The following is an 18153-nucleotide window of genomic DNA, read 5'->3' on the forward strand; positions in this document are numbered from 1 at the left end:
GGTCAGCGCGTCCGGGGCGGTGACATGTACGGGATCCCAGCCCCAGTTGTGGACGACGTGGACGCGGCGTCCGTGGGGAGAGGTGCCCGTGGCGGGTCTCGGCCGCTACGGCTGTCCCGGTCGTCCGGTTCCTCGGCGGCGGGCCGGGTGACCGAGCCGAGGACGGCGTCGCGCAGCCGCTCGGCGAACCGCGGGTCCGGGTACTGCTCCGGTCTGGTCAGCATCGACAGGGCCGCCCCGACATTGGCGGACATGACGATCTGGGTGGCCAGGGCGGGCGGAACGGTGAGCCGGCCGGCGGCCGCGCAACGCTCCAGGACCTCGTGCAGGAGCGCGTGCGCCTCCCGGGCGGCGGCGGGCGGGACCGTCAGCTCCGGTGAGTACATCAGGCGGTAGTGGTTGGGGTGCTCCCGCGCGAACCGCAGGTGGTTGTCCCATCCGGTCACCAGGTCGGCGACGGGGTCGCCACTGGGCCGGGCCGCCCTCTTGGAGGCAAGGTAGGTCTCGAATCCCCGGTCGACCACGGCGGCGAGCAGACCCGCCTTGTCCCCGAACAGCCGGTAGAGCATGGGCGCGCCCACGCCCGCCGCCTCGCACACCGCCCGCGTGGAGACATCGGCGGCCGACGACCGGGCCAGCAGTTCCGTGGCCGCTTCCAGGATCTTTTCCCGCGCATCCATGGGGCCACCGTACGCCATCCGTAGCGTCGATACGAATTTCCAGGTACCACCGCTACGAATCCGTGTTATCGTCGATACGAGAAAGTCGTAGCGTCGATAACAAGGCAGGGAAGCAGCCATGAGCACTCAGCCCCGGACGGACCAGCGCGTGGCGATCGTGACCGGTGGATCGCGCGGCATCGGGCGGCAGGTCGCCCAGCGCCTCGCCGCCGACGGATTCGCGGTCGTCGTCGGATACGCGGGCGACAAGGACGCGGCACACGACGTCGTCCGCACCATCGAGGCGGCCGGCGGCACGGCGTACGCCGCCCGTGCGGACGTCGGCGACGAACACGAGGTCGCCGCCCTGTTCGACCTCGCGGAGACCACGTACGGCGGTGTCGACGCGGTGGTGCACGCCGCCGGGCGGATGGCCCTCTCCCCCGTCGCCGACCTCGACCTCGGCGCGCTGGACGGCCTGTACCGCACCAACATCCGCGGCACGTTCGTGGTGGACCAGCAGGCCGCGCGCCGGCTGCGGCAGGGCGGCGCCCTGGTCAACTTCTCCAGCTCGGTGGTGGGCCTCGCCTTCCCCGGCTACGGTGCCTACGCCGCGAGCAAGGGGGCGGTCGAGGCGCTGACGCTGATCCTCGCGCGGGAGATGCGCGGCCGTGAGGTGACCGTCAACGCCGTCGCGCCCGGCCCCACCGCGACGGACCTCTTCCTCGACGGCAAGGACGAGGAGACGGTGGCCCGGCTGGCCGCGCAGCCGCCGCTGGAGCGGCTCGGAACCCCGCAGGACATCGCGGCCGTCGTGTCCTTCCTGGTCGGCCCCGAGGGCCGCTGGATCAACGGCCAGATCGTACGGGCCAACGGCGGCATAGTCTGACAGCCCGACGGACCTGCCCGAGGCCCCGGCGTGCATGGCCGGACCACCCGGCGAAGCCGCACGGGAATCAGGCGCCGTTCAGGGGAAACCGGTGGGTGGAGCGCGTGGCGAGGAGTGGCGGCGTCGACATCTCACCCTGTGACGCTCCCCCTCATCCCGCCCATGCTCGCCACGCCCGGCACTCTGCCGTCCGCGCGGCAGGACGCCCGTTGGGCCTACGAGACCAAGCAGGACGGCCAGCGGGTGGTCGCCTACCTCGAAGGGGACGGCGGCATCCGGTTGCGGGCCCGTTCCGGGGAGGAGATCACGCCCGCGTACCCCGAGCTGCGGCCGCTCGCCACGGCGCTGGGGTCGACGCCCGCGGTGCTGGACGGGGAGGTGCTGGCGCTCGACGAACAGGGCCGCGCGAACTTCCAGTTGCTGCAGTCCCGGATGGGGCTGGCGCACGCGCCGGACCGGGCCGCGCGGCAGGCGGCTCAGGTGCCCGTCCACCTGGTGCTGTTCGACGTGATGCACCTGGCGGGCGAGGACCTCACCCCGCTCCCGTACGTCCGCCGGCGCGGGCTGCTGGAGGAGCTGGGGCTGGAGGGGGCGTACTGGTCGACGCCCGCGGCCCTGGTCGGACACGGCGAGCAGGCGCTGCGGGCCACCCGGGAGCACGGTCTGGAGGGCCTGGTCTGCAAGCGGCTGGACTCGGTGTACGAACCGGGGGTGCGTTCCCGGGCCTGGATCAAGATCCGCAACATGCGCAGCGAGGACGTGGTCGTGGGCGGCTGGCTGCCGGGGAAGGGACGGCTGTCGGGTCTGCCCGGCGCCGTTCTGGTGGGACAGCGGGCGGCGGGGCGGTTGCGGTACGTCGGCGGGGTGGGCACCGGCTGGAGCGAGGCCGAGCGGACCGAGCTGGCCGGGCTGCTGCGGGCGGCCGAGACGGCCGAGTGCCCCTTCGACCCGGTGCCCGCGGTACCCGGGGCGCACTGGGTGGTGCCCCGGCTGGTCGGCGAGGTCCGCTACAGCACCCGCACCCGGGCCGGCCTGCTCCGCCAGCCCTCCTGGCTGCGCCTGCGGCCGGACCTGGCACCGGAGGACGCGGCGGCCGACCTGCCGGACGACCTGAGCTGACCCTCCGTCCCGGCCGAGCGCCCAAGCCGCGCCCCCAGCACCGGTACACATGTGACCAGGAACAGGGAACCGTCTGTCACAAAGACGGCATCCACACGCACCGCTTCCACAGCTCCCGGGGTCATCCTGGCTCCGGGATTCAGGAAGGGCGGAGCATGCAGGTCGAGAGACGGACCCGGCGCGGGCGGCTGGCGCGGCGGAGCTTTCTGGCCGCCGTGGCGGCCGTCGCCACCGCGAGTGCACGGGCGACGGCCCGAGGAAGCGGGTACGCCATGCCCACGCTCGCCTTCGCCGATCCCGCCGTCCAGCGCGACCTCGGCACCCTGTACGCCACCGCGCTCAGGGCCCTGGCCGACCGCCACACCGTCCCCGCCGACCCGGCGGTGTACGACAGGGCCGGCCTGCTCTCGTACCCGCCGGGCACCGTCGTACGGGCCGGTGGCGGGTATCCCGCTCCGCAGCGGTGGACACGGGACGCCGCCGTCAACGCATGGGGCGGGGTGAGCCTGCTGGCGCCGGCGGTCGGCCGCAACACCCTGTGGTCGGTGGTCGAGCGCGGTCCGCGGGGGCCGGTGGTGCAGCAGGACGACCAGTGGTGGGACCAGGTGGTGTGGATCCCGGCCGCCTGGCACCACTACCGGGTCACGGGCGACCGCGCCTTCCTGGCCCGGGCCCACCGGACCGCGCTCAACACGCTCGCCGCGCGCCGGGCCCGCGACTTCGACCCTGTGTACGGGCTGTTCCGCGGCCCGGGTTTCATGAACGACGGCATCTCCGGCTACCCGAGCCCGCCCGCCTCACCGCTCGTGCGCTCGTCCTTCGTCCTGGACCATCCCGGCGCGGAGAGTCTGATGTGCCTGTCGACCAACTGCCTCCACCACGCCGCCCACTCGGCGCTGGCGGACATGGCCGACCGCCTCGGGGAGCCGGAGCGGGCGAAGACCCTGCGGGCGGAGGCGGAGGAACTGCGGGAGGCGATCGACCGGCATCTCTGGCGCGAGGAGGCCGGGACCTACGCGTACCTCCTGCACGGTGACGGGACGGTCGACGCCTCCCAGGAGGGCGCGGGCCTGGCCCTCGCCGTGCTGTGCGGGGTGGCGGACCGGGGGCGGGCGCGCCGGATCCTGGACGGCGCGCACTGGCAGCCGTACGGGATCGTCAATGTATGGCCGCACTTCCCGCGGTTCGACGACGAGCGTCCGGGGCGGCACAACGTCATGGTGTGGCCGATGGTCCACGGCCTCTACGGCAACGCCGCCGCGAGCGCGGGCCGCACCGACCTGTTCGGGCGTTGCGTCGAACTCCTCGCCGCGCTCGTCACCGGCAGCGGCGGCGACTTCCACGAGCTCTACGACTCCCTGACCGGTGCCGTCGACGGCGGCTGGCAGGAGGGCGGCGGCGAGCGGATGGAGCACTTCGTCTCGCAGCCGGACCAGACCTGGTCGGCGACAGCGTATCTGCGGCTGATGCACGACGGTCTGTTCGGCCTGGACTTCGCCGAGGACGCGCTGCGGCTGCGGCCGTGTCTGCCGCCGCGGTGGGGGCCGGTGAGTCTGCGCGGGCTGCGCTGGAGGCGCATGACGCTCGACATCGCCCTGACGGGAGGCGGCGGCCGGGTGCGGGCGTGCACGGTCGACGGGCGTCCCGCCGAACCGGTGATTCGGGCCGACGGGACGGGACATCACACCGTGGACCTCGTCCTGGAGGTCTAGGCCCCGAGGTGTGCCGGCCCTCGTTCCCGCGCCCGATCCCACGCCCCGGCCCACTGAATAGCGTCGTACCCATGGACACGATCGATACGAGCGGACGGCTCGAAGAAGCCCTGGAACGCGTCCACGCAACCGGACCGGAGCGCCTCGGACGGCTCTCCAACCACGCCCCCATGGTCGTCGAGGCGCTCGCCGCACGCGGGCAGGCGGGCTCCGTGCACCACTGGCTGGACCTGTACCGGGACCACCTGGAGGACTTCCCGGACCGGGTGGCACCCGTCACCGACGACAACTGGCCCTCGGCGCTGGGCGATCGGCGCCGGGTGGCCGACTGGATCGACCATTTCTCCCGCGCGCTCGCCGAACAGCCGTGGCGGAGCGTCCTCGCCACATGGTGGCCGCGCCTGCTGCCGGGGCTGTACGGCGGCGCCACGCACACGGTGATCAGGGTCGGCCATGCCGTGCGCGCCCTGCGGGCCGGTGAGAACGCGCCGCGGCTCACCGAACTCGCCCACGCCCTGGGCTACTGGGGAGCCGCGCACCAGTCCGTCACCGGCCTCACCGAACTGCCGGGCGCTGTGACGGCGGCGGCTTCCCTGGACGCCGTCGAGCCGATCGCCGGGGGCGTGGCCGGCTTTCCCGCCCGGCTGGCGGCCGTGCGCCGACTGCCGCTGTGGGCACCGGACGTGACCGATCCGGACACGGCTCGCGCACGGCTCACCGAGCTGGTCGCGGCGGCCGTGCACCGGTACGCCACCCACGGGCACGGCGAGGAGACGATGCTGGTGCACGCGTCGACGGCCCCCAACGCCGTGCTGCGCACGCTGGATTCGCTGCCGCGCGAGCTGTGGGTGCCGAGCCTGCGCGCGGCCTGGTCGGCCACCGCGGCGGTCACCGCGATGTACCCGGCCGAAGCGGTCGACTACACACCGCCCGCCCGTCTCACGGCGCAGGAGGTCATGGCGGCGGCGCTCGCCCACGGTGACGAGCATGTCGTCAAGTTCGCCGACACGGCTCTGGACGTCGGCGACGAGCGGGCCCTGGCCGCGGCCCAGCGGGCGATCGAGATCAGCGTGCCACTGGTCTAGTTGGCGGCGACCAGCGCGTCTCCCAGGGCTGTGCGCGCGTACAGCACGTAGTGGCCCTGACGTCGGGAGGCGAGCAGGCCCGCCTCGCGCAGGGCGGCGAGGTGGGCCGACACCGTCGACGGGGCAAGGCCCTGCCGGTGGGCCAACTCCGTGGTGGAGGCAGGGGTGTCGAGACCGACGAGGACGGCGGCGCGCTGGTGACCGAGCAGTCGGGCGAGGGTCTCGGAGGGGCGCGGGGCGGTGTGGAGGCGGCCCATGCCGAGGGCGGGGTAGATGACGGTGGGCTGCCAGGGGCGGGCGAAGCCGCTGACCACGTCCGGCCACACGAAGACGCTCGGCATCAGCAGCACACCGCGTCCGTCGGCCCGTTGGGCGTCCGCGAGGTCGCCGTACATCCGCAGGGTGAGGGTGTGGCCGCTCCAGTCGATGCCCGGATGCAGGGCGCCGAGCAGCGCGTCCAGGCCGCCGTCGGCCGCCTGGCGTGAGCGGTGCGCGATGTCGGCCTCCAGCACGGCCCGGTGGCGCGGCCAGTCCCGGGCGAGCAGGGCGTGCCAGGCCAGTTCGGTGAGGTCGGCGAGACGGCGGACGGTCCCGGCGGGGTCGTCCAGGGCGGCGCGGCCCTGCGGTGACTCGGCGAGGCCCGGGGTGCAGGCGAGCGAGCGGGCCATCTCGGCGCGGGCCAGCGCCGGGTCGGTGGCCCGCATCCGGGCCAGTTCGTCGTCGAGGGAGGGGTGGGGCTCGTCGGGCGGCGCGCCCAGGAAGTCCGGGGTGTAGCCGCCGGGGCGCGGGACGAACAGCCACAGGAGCGAGAGGTCGATTCCGTCCAGGGTGCGGCCGAGGCGGCGCAACCAGGCGCGGTGGTAGCCGTGCCGGGCCGGCCGGCGCAGCATCCGCAGGGCCTCGTGGGTCTGGCACAGGGGCGAGATGGCGAACCGGCAGCGGGTCAGGTCGTCGGCGCCCAGATGCAGGGTGAGCGGCAAGGCGGCCTCCGTGGGCGGGGGGACCGATTCGGTCTGGATCGAAACAGTAGAGGCCCGCCGGGCCGGCCGAGCACCCTGGCTGCCCTCGGTCACCGACCCCGGAGGGCAGCGGGAAGATGGATGGCGTACGTCCGGCCGGGTGGCGCAGGGCCGCCGTCGTCGCGGCGCTGATGCTGGCGGCGTTCACCTTCAACACCACCGAGAACCTGCCGGTGGGCCTGCTGTCGGCGATGGCGGCCGACCTGGGGGTGTCACCGGGGGCCGTGGGCGCGCTGGTCACCGGGTACGGCCTGGCGGTGGCCGTGGTGTCGCTGCCGTTCGCCCGGGTCACCCGGTCCGTGCCGCGCCGCCATCTGCTCACGGGGCTCCTCGGGCTGCTGGCGCTGGCCAGTTGGGCTTCCGCGCTGCACGACGTCTCGTACGGGCTGCTGATGGGGGCGCGGGTGGTCACCGCGGTCGCGCAGGCGGCGTTCTGGGTGCTGATGGGGCCGGTCGCGGTCGGCCTGTTCCCGCCGGAGCGGCGCGGCCGGGTCATGGGGCTGCTGTCGGTGGGCGGTTCGCTGGCCACGGTGCTCGGCGTGCCGGGCGGGACCTGGCTGGGCGGCCACAGCGGCTGGCGTGCCCCGTTCGGGGTGCTCGGCGCACTCGCGCTGGTGTCGCTGGTCGTCGTCGCCGCCCTGCTGCCGACCTCGCGCCCCCAGGAGAGCCACGCGGCGTACGGCGCCGCTCCGGACCGGCGGCGGTTCCTCGTCGTCGTCTCCGCCACCGCCCTGTCGGTGACCGGGGTGTTCACGGCGTTCACGTATGTCGCCGTCCTGCTCCAGGACGTCGGCGGGTTCGGCGCGGGCGCGGTGAGCGGTGTGCTGTTCGCGTTCGGGGCGGCGGCGCTCGCCGGGGTCGCGGTCACCGGCCCGCTGCTCGACCGCTTCCCCCGTGCCACGCTCTCCGTGCCGCTGGCCACGCAGGCGACGGCCCTGCTCGGCCTGTACGCGGGCGCGGGCAGCCGGGTCGCGTCGGTCGCCCTGCTCATGCTGCTGGGCGCCTCGGTCGCGCCCGTGTTCATGGCCACGCAGAGCCAGGTGCTCCGGGTGGCGCCGGGCCGCACCGAGACGGCCCTCGCGGCGAACTCGGTGGCGTTCAACGTGGGGGTGGCCTTCGGCGCGCTTCTGGGCGGTGTTCTGCTGCCTGGCGTCGGGGTGCGCGGGCTGTTCCTGGTCGGCGGGCTTCTCACGGTGGGGGCACTGGCGGGGCCGGCGTGGCCCGCGCGACGGCTTGTCCCGCTGCCGGGACACCCGTAGCCGACCGCGGCGTGATTCACCTCCCGAATGGGGCGGTACGGCACGAGTCACCCTCCGAGGGGTCTATCGTGTCCGCATGTCCGTCCCCGAACTGATCCGTATCGTCTCCCGCGACTCGCCCATGGCGCTCGCCCAAGTGGAGCGCGTCCGCGCCGAGTTGGCCGTCCTGCATCCCGGTGTGCGCACCGAGGTCGTGCCGGTGAAGACGACCGGTGACAAGTGGATGGGCGTGCTGTCCCAGGTGGAGGGCAAGGGGGCGTTCACCAAGGAGGTGGACGCCGCGCTGCTGGCCGACGAGGCCGATCTGGCGGTGCACTGCCTCAAGGACGTGCCGGCCGACCGGCCGCTGCCGGCGGGCACCACGTTCGCCGCGTTCCTGAAGCGGGACGACATCCGTGACGCCCTGGTGCATCCGGACGGTCTCACCCTGGACGAGCTTCCGGAGGGGACCCGGGTCGGCACCTCCGCGGTGCGCCGGGTGGCCCAGCTCGCCGTCACCCACCCGCACCTCGAGTGCGTGCCGTTCCGCGGCAACGCCAACCGGCGGCTGGCGAAGCTGGCGGCCGGCGAGGCCGACGCGCTGCTGCTCGCGGCGGCGGGCCTGGAGCGCATCGGACGCGAGGACGTGATCAGTGAGGTGCTGTCACCGGAGACGATGATGCCGTCGATCGGCGCGGGCATCCTGGCCCTGCAGTGCCGGGAGGGCGACACCGACCTGATCGACGCGGTCAGCGGGCTGGGCGATCCGGACACCCACCGGGAGGCCACCGCGGAGCGGATGTTCCTGCACGTCCTCCAGGGGCACTGCAACAGCCCGATCGCGGGGTACGCGCGTGCGAACAACGGCGGCGAACTGTCGCTGCGGGCCTGTGTGTTCACGCCGGACGGGAAGACCCGGCTGAACGCCCACGAGTGGGCGGGCCGCCTCGATCCGGCCACCCTGGGCACATCGGTCGCGGTGGCACTGCTGCGTCAGGGCGCCCGCGAGATCATCGACGGCATCCCGCACTGAGGCCGACCCGCGGACCGGCCGCACGGCTCAGGCCGTGCCCTCCTCCGCCTGGTCGCGCAGGAAATTGCTCACCTGGTGGGCCAGGACGTCCCGGGTCGAGGGCGGATGGGTACCGACGGGCTCCTCGTGCAGCCCGATGCCGCCCGCCCACAGCCGGCGGTCGGCCCAGTCGTCGTCGACCCGCAGCTGGATCTGGATGTCGACCTGGCTGAGGGCCGCCTCCGGGCCGGCCGCGAACAGTACGGCGGTGGCGCGGCGCAGCGGGTAGACGTCGAAGCCCTCGATGAACTGTGAGTTGCGCCAGTCGATGAACGCGGCCTCGCCGTCGGGGCCGATCCGCACGTCGATCTGGCCGTCCTCGAGATGGATGGTGGAATGGCCGCTGCCGCGGTTCTCGACGGTCACACGGACGCTGAAGTAGGTGAGGCCGGCGGCGGCGTCGTCCCGGCCGCGCGGCGGCTCGGTGGCTTCCAGACGGTGGACGCGGACACGCAGGCCGGCATGCTCGTCGTACTCCTGCCAGTCCCCGACCACGTTCGGCTCGTACACAATCCACCTCTTCGACCTCAGAGAGCTGCTTCCTATCTGTGTGCTCAGTGCACTGTCAAATGAGCAGAATGCGCTGTGGCCAGGGAATTCACCCCCTTTGATCACTGATCAAGCCGTGCGCAGGAACAATCGGCGAAATGTGCCACGCATGCGGGTGAGGGTGCGTGCCGCACATCACGTTCCGGGCGGCGCGGTCAGCGGGCGAGCCGGCCGAGGAGTGAGGAGGCGGCGGCGATGCCGAGAGCGGCGGCCACGAACAGCACGGCGAGGTCGAGGGCGACGTGCGCATGCGTGCCGAGGAGGAGTCCGCGCAGGGCGTCCACCTGATAGCTCAGCGGGTTGAACCTGCTGATCGCCTGGAGCCAGCCCGGCATGATCGACACCGGGTACAGGGCGTTGGAGCCGAAGAACAGCGGCATGGTGATGGCCTGTCCGATGCCCATGAGGCGGTCGCGGCTGAGCACCACTCCGGCGATCGTCATCGACAGGCAGGAGAAGAAGGCGGAGGCGAGGACCACGATCGCCGCGACGCCGAGCAGCTTGAGCGGGTTCCAGGTCAGCGCCACACCCAGCAGTGCGGCGATGACGATGACGACGACGGCCTGGATCAGCGACTTCACCCCGGCCGCGAAGGCCTTGCCGGTGATCAGCGCCGAGCGCGGAGTGGGGGTCACCAGCAGCTTGTTGAGGATGCCCGCGTCACGCTCCCAGATGATCTGGATGCCGTAGAAGATGGCGATGAACATCGCGGACTGGGCGATGATTCCGGGGGCGAGGTAGTCGACGTAGGGGATGCCGCCGGTGGGGATCGCCCTGATGCGGGTGAAGGTCTGGCCGAAGATCAGCAGCCACAGGGCCGGCTGGACCGCACGGGTGTAGAGCTCGGTGCGGTCATGGCGCAGTTTCTGCAGTTCGACGGCGCACATCGCCCCCACCCGGGCGGGCAGCAGGCGCCAGCCCGCGCGGGGCCGGGGAGGCCTGAGGAGCAGGGCGATGCCGTCGGCGCGGTCAGCCGACACGGTGGGCGGTGCGGCGGGTGCTTCGGACATCGCGGAAATCTCCTGACTTGTCGTCGAGACCGCTGCCGGCGACCTCGCGGAAGACGTCCTCCAGGGTGGGCAGGGTGTCGGTGCCCCGGCGTTCGGCCAGGCCCCGGCGCAGCTCGGCCGGGGTGCCGAGAGCGCGGATCCGGCCGCGGTGCATCAGGCCGACCCGGTCGCAGTACTGGTCGGCCTCGTCCATGTAGTGGGTGGTGACCAGCACGGTCATGCCGGTGGCGTCCCGTACGGCGTTGATGTGCTCCCACACGCCGGTGCGGGCGATCGGGTCGAGGCCGATGGTCGGCTCGTCGAGGATCAGCAGGCGCGGCGCGCTGACCAGGGCCTGGGCGAGTTCGAGCCGGCGGACCATGCCGCCGGAGTAGGTGCCGGCCAGCCGGTCGGCCGCGTCGGTGAGGTCCACGGCGGCGAGGGCCTGGCCGACGCGTTCGCCGCGTTCACGGCGGGGGACGTCGAAGACCCGGGCGAACAGGGCGACGTTCTCGCGCCCGGTGAGCCCGGCGTCGGCGGAGAGCTGCTGCGGGACGTAGCCGAGCAGGCGGCGCACGGCCATCCGGTCCCCGGCGGTGTCGTGGCCGAAGACGCGCACCATGCCCGCGGGGACCGGCAGCAGGGTGGTGATGCAGCGGATCGCGGTGGTCTTGCCGGCGCCGTTGGGGCCGAGCAGCCCGAAGACCTCGCCCTCCCCCACGGACAGATCGAGTCCGTCGACCGCCCTGGTCTCGCCGAAGGTGTAGGCGAGTCCGGTGCAGGCGACCGCGTCGGCCGGTGCGGGGTCCGGCTTGTCCCGGTCGTTCGTCATGAGTCCTCTGCCTCCTCGTGCAGGTTGTCTGCGAGCTTCAGCAGGGCCGGGACGGCCGCCTCGAGCGCGGCGCGGTCCGCGGAGCCGAGTCCGGCGAGCCCCTGCCGTACGAGTTCACCGCGCCGCTTGCGCCACTCGGCGAGCCTCGCCCCGGCCGCGGCGGTCGGCATCAGCCGGGCGGCGCGGCGGTCGGCGGGGTTCGTCTCGCGGACCAGATAGCCCTGCCGGGACAGCTGGTTGACCAGGGTCGACACCGAATTTCCCGCCAGGTGCAGCTCCTTGGCGGCGTCCGAGATGCCGATGCCGGGCCGCAGCACCACCAGGCGCAGCAACTCGACCTCTCCGCCGCGCAGTTGCGGGTCGATCTGCCTGCGCAGCCGGCGCCTGAGGAGCCGCTGGACTCCGATCAGCGCGTCCATGAACTCGTCCGGGAAGGTCTCCGTCGCCACATTCGGAGATTACCTCTGTAGCAGAGGTAATTAACCCAAGGAACGGTCAAGCACGACAGGGCGTCACCGAGGGAGCACACGCTCCCAGTCGTTTTGCACCTTTTGTTTGGATGCTTCGGCTACGGGCATCTGCATTAAGTGCTTCGGACAGGAGGCACGTCCGCGGGAGCCGACCGGGCCCCGGATGCCTTCGCCGGTCCGCACGTGCCTTCCGCGGTGTCTGTCCACCCAGCACCGTCTGAGGAGGTGCGCGCGATGCGCGTCACCACCGGTACGAGGAAGCCCCACCCGCACGACGACGCCCCCGACACAGCCGACGCCTTCGAACGGCTCGCACGGCTTCCCGACAGCCCCGAGCGCAAGGCGCTCCGGGACGAACTGGTCCGGGACTGGCTGCCCATGGCCGAGCGGATAGCCGTCCGCTTCAAGGGGCGCGGCGAGGACCTGGAGGACCTCTACCAGGTCGCGGCCCTCGGCCTGGTCAAGGCCGTCGACCACTACGACCCGGCCCGCGGCCACGCCTTCGAGGCGTACGCGGTGCCGACCGTCACCGGCGAGATCAAGCGGCACTTCCGCGACCACATGTGGACCCTGCACGTTCCGCGCCGGGTCCAGGACCTGCGCAACCGGGTCCGGCAGGCGTCGAAGGAACTCTCCCAGACCATCCCCGGCCGGCCGCCGACCATCGCCGAGATCGCCCGGTACGCCCGGATGAGCCCGGACGAGGTGCGCACCGGCATGGAGGCCCTGGAGTGCTTCTCCGCGCTGTCTCTCGACGCCGAGATGCCCGGCACCGACGGCTACGCCCTGGCGGACGCCATCGGCGGTCCCGATCCGGCGTACGACGTCGTGGTGGACCGGGTGGCGGCCGTCCCCTGCCTCCAGGCGCTGCCCGAGCGTGAGCGCACCATCCTCTATCTGCGGTTCTTCGGCGGCATGACACAGAGCCGCATCGCCGAGCAGCTCGGCATCTCGCAGATGCACGTCTCCCGCCTGCTCAGCGCCTGCTTCGCCCGGCTGCGCGAGGAACTGCTCGCCGAGGCGGGCCGCAAGCCGCTGGTGTCCTGAGGACAGGACGGCGCGCGAACCGGGTCCGGGGGGGCCGGTCCGGGGGAACTCCGGCCGCTGCGGCCCGCCCCCGTTCGGGTGAAACCCGGCCCGGCCGCGCCGGGCCCGCGCCCGTTTCGGAGCCGACCCCGGGGTACTCGGCAGGCGCACGGGGCGGTTCCGGTTGGACACTGGTGACAGACCGGTGGCTGCCGGGCGACGAGACCAGGACGCGACTGCCATGAACCACGACACGACACGCCCCAACGGCACGGCCGAGGTCGTCTCCTCGCACTCCGTGTTCGGTGCGCCCTGCTGGGTGAGCCTGACCAGCCGCGACCTCGATGTCGCCGAGGAGTTCTACCGCGCCGTCCTCGGCTGGCGGCTGCGGCCCGCCAAGCTCGGTGACCGCTTCCGGATGGCCATGGTCGACGACACGCCCGTGGCGTGGATCGCCGCGGTGGCCTCCATGTGGCAGATGGCGGTGACCTGGACGCCGTACTTCGCGGTCCCCAGCGCCGACGAGGCCGCGGCCCGCGCCCAGGAGCGCGGGGGTACGACGGCGGTCGGACCGATCTCCTTCCCGCCCGGGCGCGCGGCACTGCTCGCCGACCGCGACGGGGCGACCTTCGGTGTCTGGGAGGGCGAGCTCTTCTCCGACTGGGAGAAGTGGCGCGCCGCATCGCCGACCTTCATCAGGCTGCACACCCGCGACGCCTTCGACGCCGCCATCTTCTACGGCGAGGTCCTGGACTGGGCGAGCGAGCGCTCCGGCTGCTGCGAGGTCCGCTACGAGGGCGGCGAGGTGGTGCTGCGCAGCGACGGCGACATCGTGGCGCGTATCGAGTCGGGCGCGCTCGGCGCGGCCCCGGACCCCACCATCCGCCCCCACTGGCAGATCCACTTCGCGGTCGAGGACGTGACGGCCTGTGTGCGGGCCGCGGAACGGCACGGCGGCAGCGTCCTGTCGAAGGGCAGCGAGGAGGCCGTGCTGCGCGACACCGACGGCGCCCAGTTCACGGTGACCTCGCGCCGGGAGCGCTGAACGGCCGGGCGAGGGGGAGTCGCTCAGACCGCCGTCGGTATGGGTGGTCGGCAGCGCGGTGACCACAACGACCACATACCCCATGACCAGGGGATACAGCAGCAGGGGGCCGACGAAGAGCCTCGGTGAAAGGAGGCCCCTCGTCGTGCGCGGCGCCGCCCGCAGCATGCCCCCGCGCGCGACGGGCGACACCGTCCGCGGGGCGGCGGTCGGCGGATGGAGCGGGTCAGCGGGCGGGGCGGGTGAGGAGGACGAGACTGCGCGCCTCCACCGTCAGCTGGGTGCCCGCCTTGTGCTCGGTCTCGTCCGGCGGCCCCTGCGGCTCGGCGGTGTCGATCAGGGTCGTCCAACGCTCCCCGTGGGCGACGTCGGGCAGCCGGAACTCCATCGGCTCCCAGTAGCTGTTGAGCAGCAGCAGGAAGGAGTCGTCCACGACGGGGCGCCCGCACCGGTCGGGCTCGGCGATGGCGTCGCCGTTGAGGAAGACGGCGACGGAGTGCGCGTCGCCGCGATGCCAGTCCTCCTCGGTCATCTCCCGCGCGTCCGGTGCCAGCCACACCAGGTCGGGCAGCGGCTGCCCGGCGTGGGTCGCGGTCTCACCGCGGAAGAACCGGCGGCGGCGCAGCACCGGATGGGCGGCGCGCAACCCGATGACGTACCGCGTGAAGTCGGCGAGTGCGCGCTGTTCGTCGGTCAGCTCCCAGTCGATCCAGGAGACTTCGCTGTCCTGGCAGTAGGCGTTGTTGTTGCCGCCCTGGGTGCGGCCGAGTTCGTCGCCGTGGCTGAGCATCGGAATGCCCTGCGAAAGCAGCAGCGTGGCAAGGAAGTTGCGCTGCTGACGGGCCCGCAGCTCCAGCACGCCCGGCAGCCGCGTCTCGCCCTCGGCGCCGCAGTTCCAGGACCGGTTGACACTCTCGCCGTCCTGGTTGTTCTCACCGTTGGCCTCGTTGTGCTTGTCGTTGTACGACACCAGGTCACGCAGTGTGAATCCGTCGTGCGCGGTGACGAAGTTGACGCTCGCACGCGGCCGGCGCCTGCTGTGCTGGTACAGGTCCGAGGAGCCGGTCAGCCGGGAGGCGAACTCGCCGAGCGTGTGCTCCTCCGCGCGCCAGAAGTCCCGTACGGCGTCCCGGTACTTGCCGTTCCACTCCGACCACAGCGGCGGGAAGTTGCCGACCTGGTAGCCGCCCTCCCCCACGTCCCAGGGTTCGGCGATCAGCTTGACGCGGCTGATCACCGGGTCCTGCTGGATGAGGTCGAAGAACGCCGACAGCCGGTCCACCTCGTGGAACTGGCGGGCCAGTGTGGCCGCGAGGTCGAAGCGGAAGCCGTCGACATGCATCTCGGTCACCCAGTACCGCAGCGAGTCCATGATCAGCTGGAGGACGTACGGGTGGCGCATCAGCAGGCTGTTGCCGGTGCCGGTGGTGTCGTAGTAGTGCCCCCAGTCGCCGTCCACCAGACGGTAGTACGAGGCGTTGTCGATGCCCCGGAAGGAGAGGGTGGGGCCTTTCTCGTTGCCCTCGGCGGTGTGGTTGTAGACGACGTCGAGGATCACTTCGAGGCCGGCCGCGTGCAGCGCCTTCACCATCGCCTTGAATTCGGTGACCTGCTGGCCGCGGGTGCCGTGGGCGGCGTAGGCGTTGTGCGGGGCGAAGAAGCCGATCGTGTTGTAGCCCCAGTAGTTGGACAGGCCCCGGTCCTGGAGAACGCCGTCCTGGACGAACTGGTGCACCGGCATCAGCTCGACGGCGGTCACGCCCAGCGAGGTCAGATGCCCGATGGCGGCGGGGTGCGCGAGTCCGGCGTAGGTGCCGCGGAGTTCGGCGGGGACGTCGGGATGGGTCCGGGTCAGACCGCGGACGTGGGCCTCGTAGATGACCGTGTCCGCGTACGGCCGACGCGGCGGCCGGTCGTCGCCCCAGTCGAAGGCCGGGTCGGTGACCACGCCGAGCATGGTGTGGCCCGCGCTGTCGGAGCGGGACGGGCCGTGCGGGGCGCGTTCGAAGAGGGAGGCGTGGTTGTCGACCTGGCCGTCGACGGCCTTGGCGTACGGGTCGAGAAGCAGCTTGCGCGGATTGCAGCGGTGGCCGAGCCCGGGGTGGAACGGGCCGTGCACCCGATAGCCGTAACGCTGCCCGGGGCCGGTCCCCGGCAGGTAGCAGTGCCAGACGAAGCCGTCGACCTCCGCCATCGGGACGGTGCGCTCGGTGCCGTCGTCCTCGACGAGGGCGAGGTCGACGTGTTCGGCGACCTCGCTGAAGAGGGCGAAGTTGGTGCCCTCGCCGTCGAAGGCGGCACCCAGCGGGTAGGGGTGCCCGCTCCACACGGGCACCCCTGCCTTGCGGCGGCGCTTCGCGGTCACCGGGCGTCCTCCAGGACACCGCTGGACGGGCTCGCGAGGGCCACGGCCGGCACCTCGCGGGGCACCTGGCGCACCGCGCGCAGGCTCGGCGCGGGCGCCACCGGGACCAGCGGCACACGCTCGCCGGCGCGGGCCCGCTGCGAGAACCAGATGACCTTGCTGCCGGTGTCGGTGGCGCAGCAGCCCCAGCCGTCGCTCATCGCGGCGATGCGCTGCAGACAGGCGCGCAGATCCTGGTCCGGGCGCAGTTCGGAGTCGTTCTCCCCGATGGCGGTGATCAGATGCTGTCCGTTCCACCACAGCTCGATCGAGGTGTTCTTGTCCGTCGCGTGCTCGTCGATGGCCGCCAGCAGCAGTTCGGCGCCGCGGCAGACCGGTTCGACCAGTGTCTCGAGGTCCCAGAGCCTGAGGTGTGCGGCCAGGATGCGCCTGACCTGTCCGACCCGCTCCGGGCTGACTTCCACGTCGAGGTGGTAGTAGCAGGGCACTGCGGTCTTCATCTTCGTTGGCTCCTCACCGGCGAAGCTCCCGCTTCTCCACGTCCCGGCGGGACGGGCCCCGAACGCGAAGCGTGAGCACTGATCGCTCCTGAGTCACCTCAAGCGTGAGAGCACTACGCCATTCGTGCAACACGAGCGCACTCCCGAGGTGGTTGAAGACCCAACAAGACGTTCCGTGGCCATACGTGCACCATGGGTGAAGACCTCTCTCCCGTGCGTGTCCTCCCCGGAAGGTGAACGGCGTCATGCTGCTACCGGCCAAAGCCGAAGTGGCCCGGCAACTGCGGCGGTACCGGGCCTGGGAGCGCGTCATGCTCGCCTCGCCCGCCGACCGCGCGGTGCGGGCCACCTTCGAGGACTCGGGCTACACGCTCTGCGTGCTGATGGGCAAACGCTGTGCCCGCGAGGCCGCGGACGCCGCCGAGCGGTATCTGCGCAGCAGCCTGGTCGCCTATCTCGGCGAGAGCGAGCGGCCCCGGGCAGAGACCGTCTGAGAGGGCGGCGTCGGCAGTCCCCCGCGCGGAGCGATCCCCATCCGTCGCGGTTCGTTCCCCCGATCGGGCGACTGGCCCGGTCTCCAGCACGGCGGAGGTGAGACCCATGAGTTCGACCCCGGTCATCGGGCGCATTCCGGTACGTGACGTCCGCCCGGTCGTGGAGTGCGGCAGGCGTCCGGCGAAGGCGGTCGCGGGAGAGACCTTCGAGGTCACCGCGACCGTCTTCCGTGAGGGCCATGACGCGGTGGCCGCCAATGTGGTCCTGACGGACCCGGAGGGCTCGCACGGACCGTGGACGCCGATGCGTGAGCTGGCCCCCGGCAGCGACCGCTGGGGCGCCGAGGTCACGCCCACCTCCGAGGGCCGCTGGACCTTCCGAGTCGAGGCCTGGAGTGACCCGGTGTCGACCTGGCGCCACCACGCCCGCATCAAGGTCCCGGCCGGTATCGACGTGGGCCTGGTCCTGGAGGAGGGCGCCGAGCTCTTCGCGCGGGTGGCCGCCGGGGTGCCCGCGGGACCGGGGCGCGCGGCGGTGCTGGCGACGGCGGAGGCACTGCGCGACGACTCGCTGCCGGCGGCGTCCCGGCTGGCGGCGGCGTTGACGCCGGAGGTGGACGCGGTGCTGGCCGCGCATCCGCTGCGGGAGTTCGTCACCGCCTCGGAGACCCTGCCCCTGCTCGTCGAGCGCGAGCGCGCCCTCTACGGCGCCTGGTACGAGTTCTTCCCCCGCTCCGAGGGCACCCCCCAGCAGCCCCACGGCACCTTCCGCACCGCCGCCCGCCGCCTGCCCGCGATCGCCGCCATGGGCTTCGACGTCGTCTACCTCCCCCCCATCCACCCCATCGGCACCACCCACCGCAAAGGCCCCAACAACACCCTCTCCGCCGGCCCCGACGACGTCGGCGTGCCCTGGGCCATCGGCTCCCCCGAAGGCGGCCACGACACCGTCCACCCCCAGCTCGGCACCATCGACGACTTCGCCTGGTTCGTCCAGGAAGCCCGCACCCACGGCCTGGAGATCGCCCTCGACTTCGCCCTGCAGTGCTCCCCCGACCACCCCTGGGTCCACAAACACCCCGAGTGGTTC

18 protein-coding genes are annotated in these 18153 nt (G+C 72.5%); 10 read left to right on the forward strand and 8 right to left on the reverse strand.

Annotated features, from left to right (window positions below):
• Nucleotides 1–2 precede the first annotated feature (2 nt).
• Complete coding sequence (locus ABZT17_RS42060) at nucleotides 3–680, reverse strand: TetR/AcrR family transcriptional regulator (protein ID WP_356357458.1); 678 nt, start codon at nucleotides 678–680, stop codon at nucleotides 3–5.
• A gap of 118 nt (nucleotides 681–798) precedes the next feature.
• Between ABZT17_RS42060 and ABZT17_RS42065 the strand changes: the two genes are divergently transcribed.
• The 4 genes from ABZT17_RS42065 to ABZT17_RS42080 all read left to right on the forward strand — a co-directional run bounded on the left by ABZT17_RS42065 (nucleotide 799) and on the right by ABZT17_RS42080 (nucleotide 5464).
• Nucleotides 799–1548 carry an SDR family oxidoreductase gene (locus ABZT17_RS42065; protein ID WP_356357459.1) on the forward strand — a complete coding sequence of 250 codons (750 nt, stop codon included), beginning with the start codon at nucleotides 799–801 and terminating at the stop codon, nucleotides 1546–1548.
• A 138-nt stretch (nucleotides 1549–1686) separates the two neighbouring features.
• Nucleotides 1687–2667, forward strand: coding sequence for a non-homologous end-joining DNA ligase (gene ligD, locus ABZT17_RS42070; protein WP_356357460.1), 981 nt, complete (start codon nucleotides 1687–1689; stop codon nucleotides 2665–2667).
• Nucleotides 2668–2822: 155 nt separating this feature from the next.
• On the forward strand, nucleotides 2823–4379 hold the full coding sequence (locus tag ABZT17_RS42075) for a glycosyl hydrolase family 65 protein (protein ID WP_356357461.1): 1557 nt from the start codon (nucleotides 2823–2825) through the stop codon (nucleotides 4377–4379).
• A 71-nt stretch (nucleotides 4380–4450) separates the two neighbouring features.
• Nucleotides 4451–5464 (forward strand): questin oxidase family protein, encoded by a 1014-nt coding sequence (locus ABZT17_RS42080; RefSeq protein WP_356357462.1) that lies wholly within the window; start codon nucleotides 4451–4453, stop codon nucleotides 5462–5464.
• Here the strand turns inward: ABZT17_RS42080 and ABZT17_RS42085 are convergent.
• Nucleotides 5461–6444: a DUF5937 family protein gene (locus tag ABZT17_RS42085; RefSeq protein WP_356357463.1), complete on the reverse strand. Its 984-nt coding sequence runs from the start codon at nucleotides 6442–6444 to the stop codon at nucleotides 5461–5463. The genes ABZT17_RS42080 and ABZT17_RS42085 overlap by 4 nt on opposite strands.
• Nucleotides 6445–6560: 116 nt before the next feature.
• Here ABZT17_RS42085 and ABZT17_RS42090 point away from each other — a divergent pair, with 116 nt between their 5' ends.
• On the forward strand, nucleotides 6561–7742 hold the full coding sequence (locus ABZT17_RS42090; RefSeq protein WP_356357464.1) for an MFS transporter: 1182 nt from the start codon (nucleotides 6561–6563) through the stop codon (nucleotides 7740–7742).
• 76 nt (nucleotides 7743–7818) lie between these two features.
• Entirely contained in the window at nucleotides 7819–8754 is a 936-nt protein-coding gene (gene hemC, locus ABZT17_RS42095; RefSeq protein WP_356357465.1) for a hydroxymethylbilane synthase, read from the forward strand.
• Nucleotides 8755–8781: 27 nt separating this feature from the next.
• Here the strand turns inward: hemC and ABZT17_RS42100 are convergent, their stop codons facing one another.
• The 4 genes from ABZT17_RS42100 to ABZT17_RS42115 all read right to left on the reverse strand — a co-directional run bounded on the left by ABZT17_RS42100 (nucleotide 8782) and on the right by ABZT17_RS42115 (nucleotide 11612).
• Nucleotides 8782–9303, reverse strand: coding sequence for a hypothetical protein (locus ABZT17_RS42100; protein ID WP_356357466.1), 522 nt, complete (start codon nucleotides 9301–9303; stop codon nucleotides 8782–8784).
• A gap of 194 nt (nucleotides 9304–9497) precedes the next feature.
• Nucleotides 9498–10352, reverse strand: a complete 855-nt coding sequence (locus tag ABZT17_RS42105; RefSeq protein ID WP_356357467.1) for an ABC transporter permease — start codon at nucleotides 10350–10352, stop codon at nucleotides 9498–9500.
• Nucleotides 10312–11163: an ATP-binding cassette domain-containing protein gene (locus tag ABZT17_RS42110; protein ID WP_356357468.1), complete on the reverse strand. Its 852-nt coding sequence runs from the start codon at nucleotides 11161–11163 to the stop codon at nucleotides 10312–10314. The genes ABZT17_RS42105 and ABZT17_RS42110 overlap by 41 nt, the downstream gene beginning before the upstream one ends.
• A complete protein-coding gene (locus tag ABZT17_RS42115; RefSeq protein ID WP_356357469.1) occupies nucleotides 11160–11612 on the reverse strand; it encodes a MarR family winged helix-turn-helix transcriptional regulator in 453 nt (150 codons plus the stop codon). Before ABZT17_RS42115 ends, ABZT17_RS42110 begins: the two co-directional genes overlap by 4 nt.
• Nucleotides 11613–11867: 255 nt before the next feature.
• On the opposite strand from ABZT17_RS42115, the gene ABZT17_RS42120 reads away from it, so the two are divergent.
• A complete protein-coding gene (locus ABZT17_RS42120) occupies nucleotides 11868–12680 on the forward strand; it encodes a SigB/SigF/SigG family RNA polymerase sigma factor (protein WP_356357470.1) in 813 nt (270 codons plus the stop codon).
• 220 nt (nucleotides 12681–12900) lie between these two features.
• Nucleotides 12901–13704: a VOC family protein gene (locus ABZT17_RS42125; RefSeq protein WP_356357471.1), complete on the forward strand. Its 804-nt coding sequence runs from the start codon at nucleotides 12901–12903 to the stop codon at nucleotides 13702–13704.
• A 226-nt stretch (nucleotides 13705–13930) separates the two neighbouring features.
• On the opposite strand, the gene glgX is transcribed toward ABZT17_RS42125, so the two are convergent.
• Nucleotides 13931–16069, reverse strand: a complete 2139-nt coding sequence (glgX, locus tag ABZT17_RS42130; RefSeq protein WP_356357472.1) for a glycogen debranching protein GlgX — start codon at nucleotides 16067–16069, stop codon at nucleotides 13931–13933.
• Nucleotides 16066–16569, reverse strand: a complete 504-nt coding sequence (locus ABZT17_RS42135; protein WP_356357473.1) for a pep a2 — start codon at nucleotides 16567–16569, stop codon at nucleotides 16066–16068. The genes glgX and ABZT17_RS42135 overlap by 4 nt, the downstream gene beginning before the upstream one ends.
• A gap of 245 nt (nucleotides 16570–16814) precedes the next feature.
• Between ABZT17_RS42135 and ABZT17_RS42140 the strand changes: the two genes are divergently transcribed.
• Both ABZT17_RS42140 and ABZT17_RS42145 read left to right on the forward strand, forming a co-directional pair.
• Nucleotides 16815–17063 (forward strand): DUF5133 domain-containing protein, encoded by a 249-nt coding sequence (locus tag ABZT17_RS42140; protein ID WP_356357474.1) that lies wholly within the window; start codon nucleotides 16815–16817, stop codon nucleotides 17061–17063.
• A gap of 106 nt (nucleotides 17064–17169) precedes the next feature.
• On the forward strand, nucleotides 17170–18153 hold a 984-nt coding region (locus ABZT17_RS42145), incomplete at its 3' end, for a maltotransferase domain-containing protein (protein ID WP_356357475.1).

The sequence above is a fragment of the Streptomyces sp. NPDC005648 genome (genome assembly GCF_040605395.1).
Classification (GTDB): domain Bacteria; phylum Actinomycetota; class Actinomycetes; order Streptomycetales; family Streptomycetaceae; genus Streptomyces.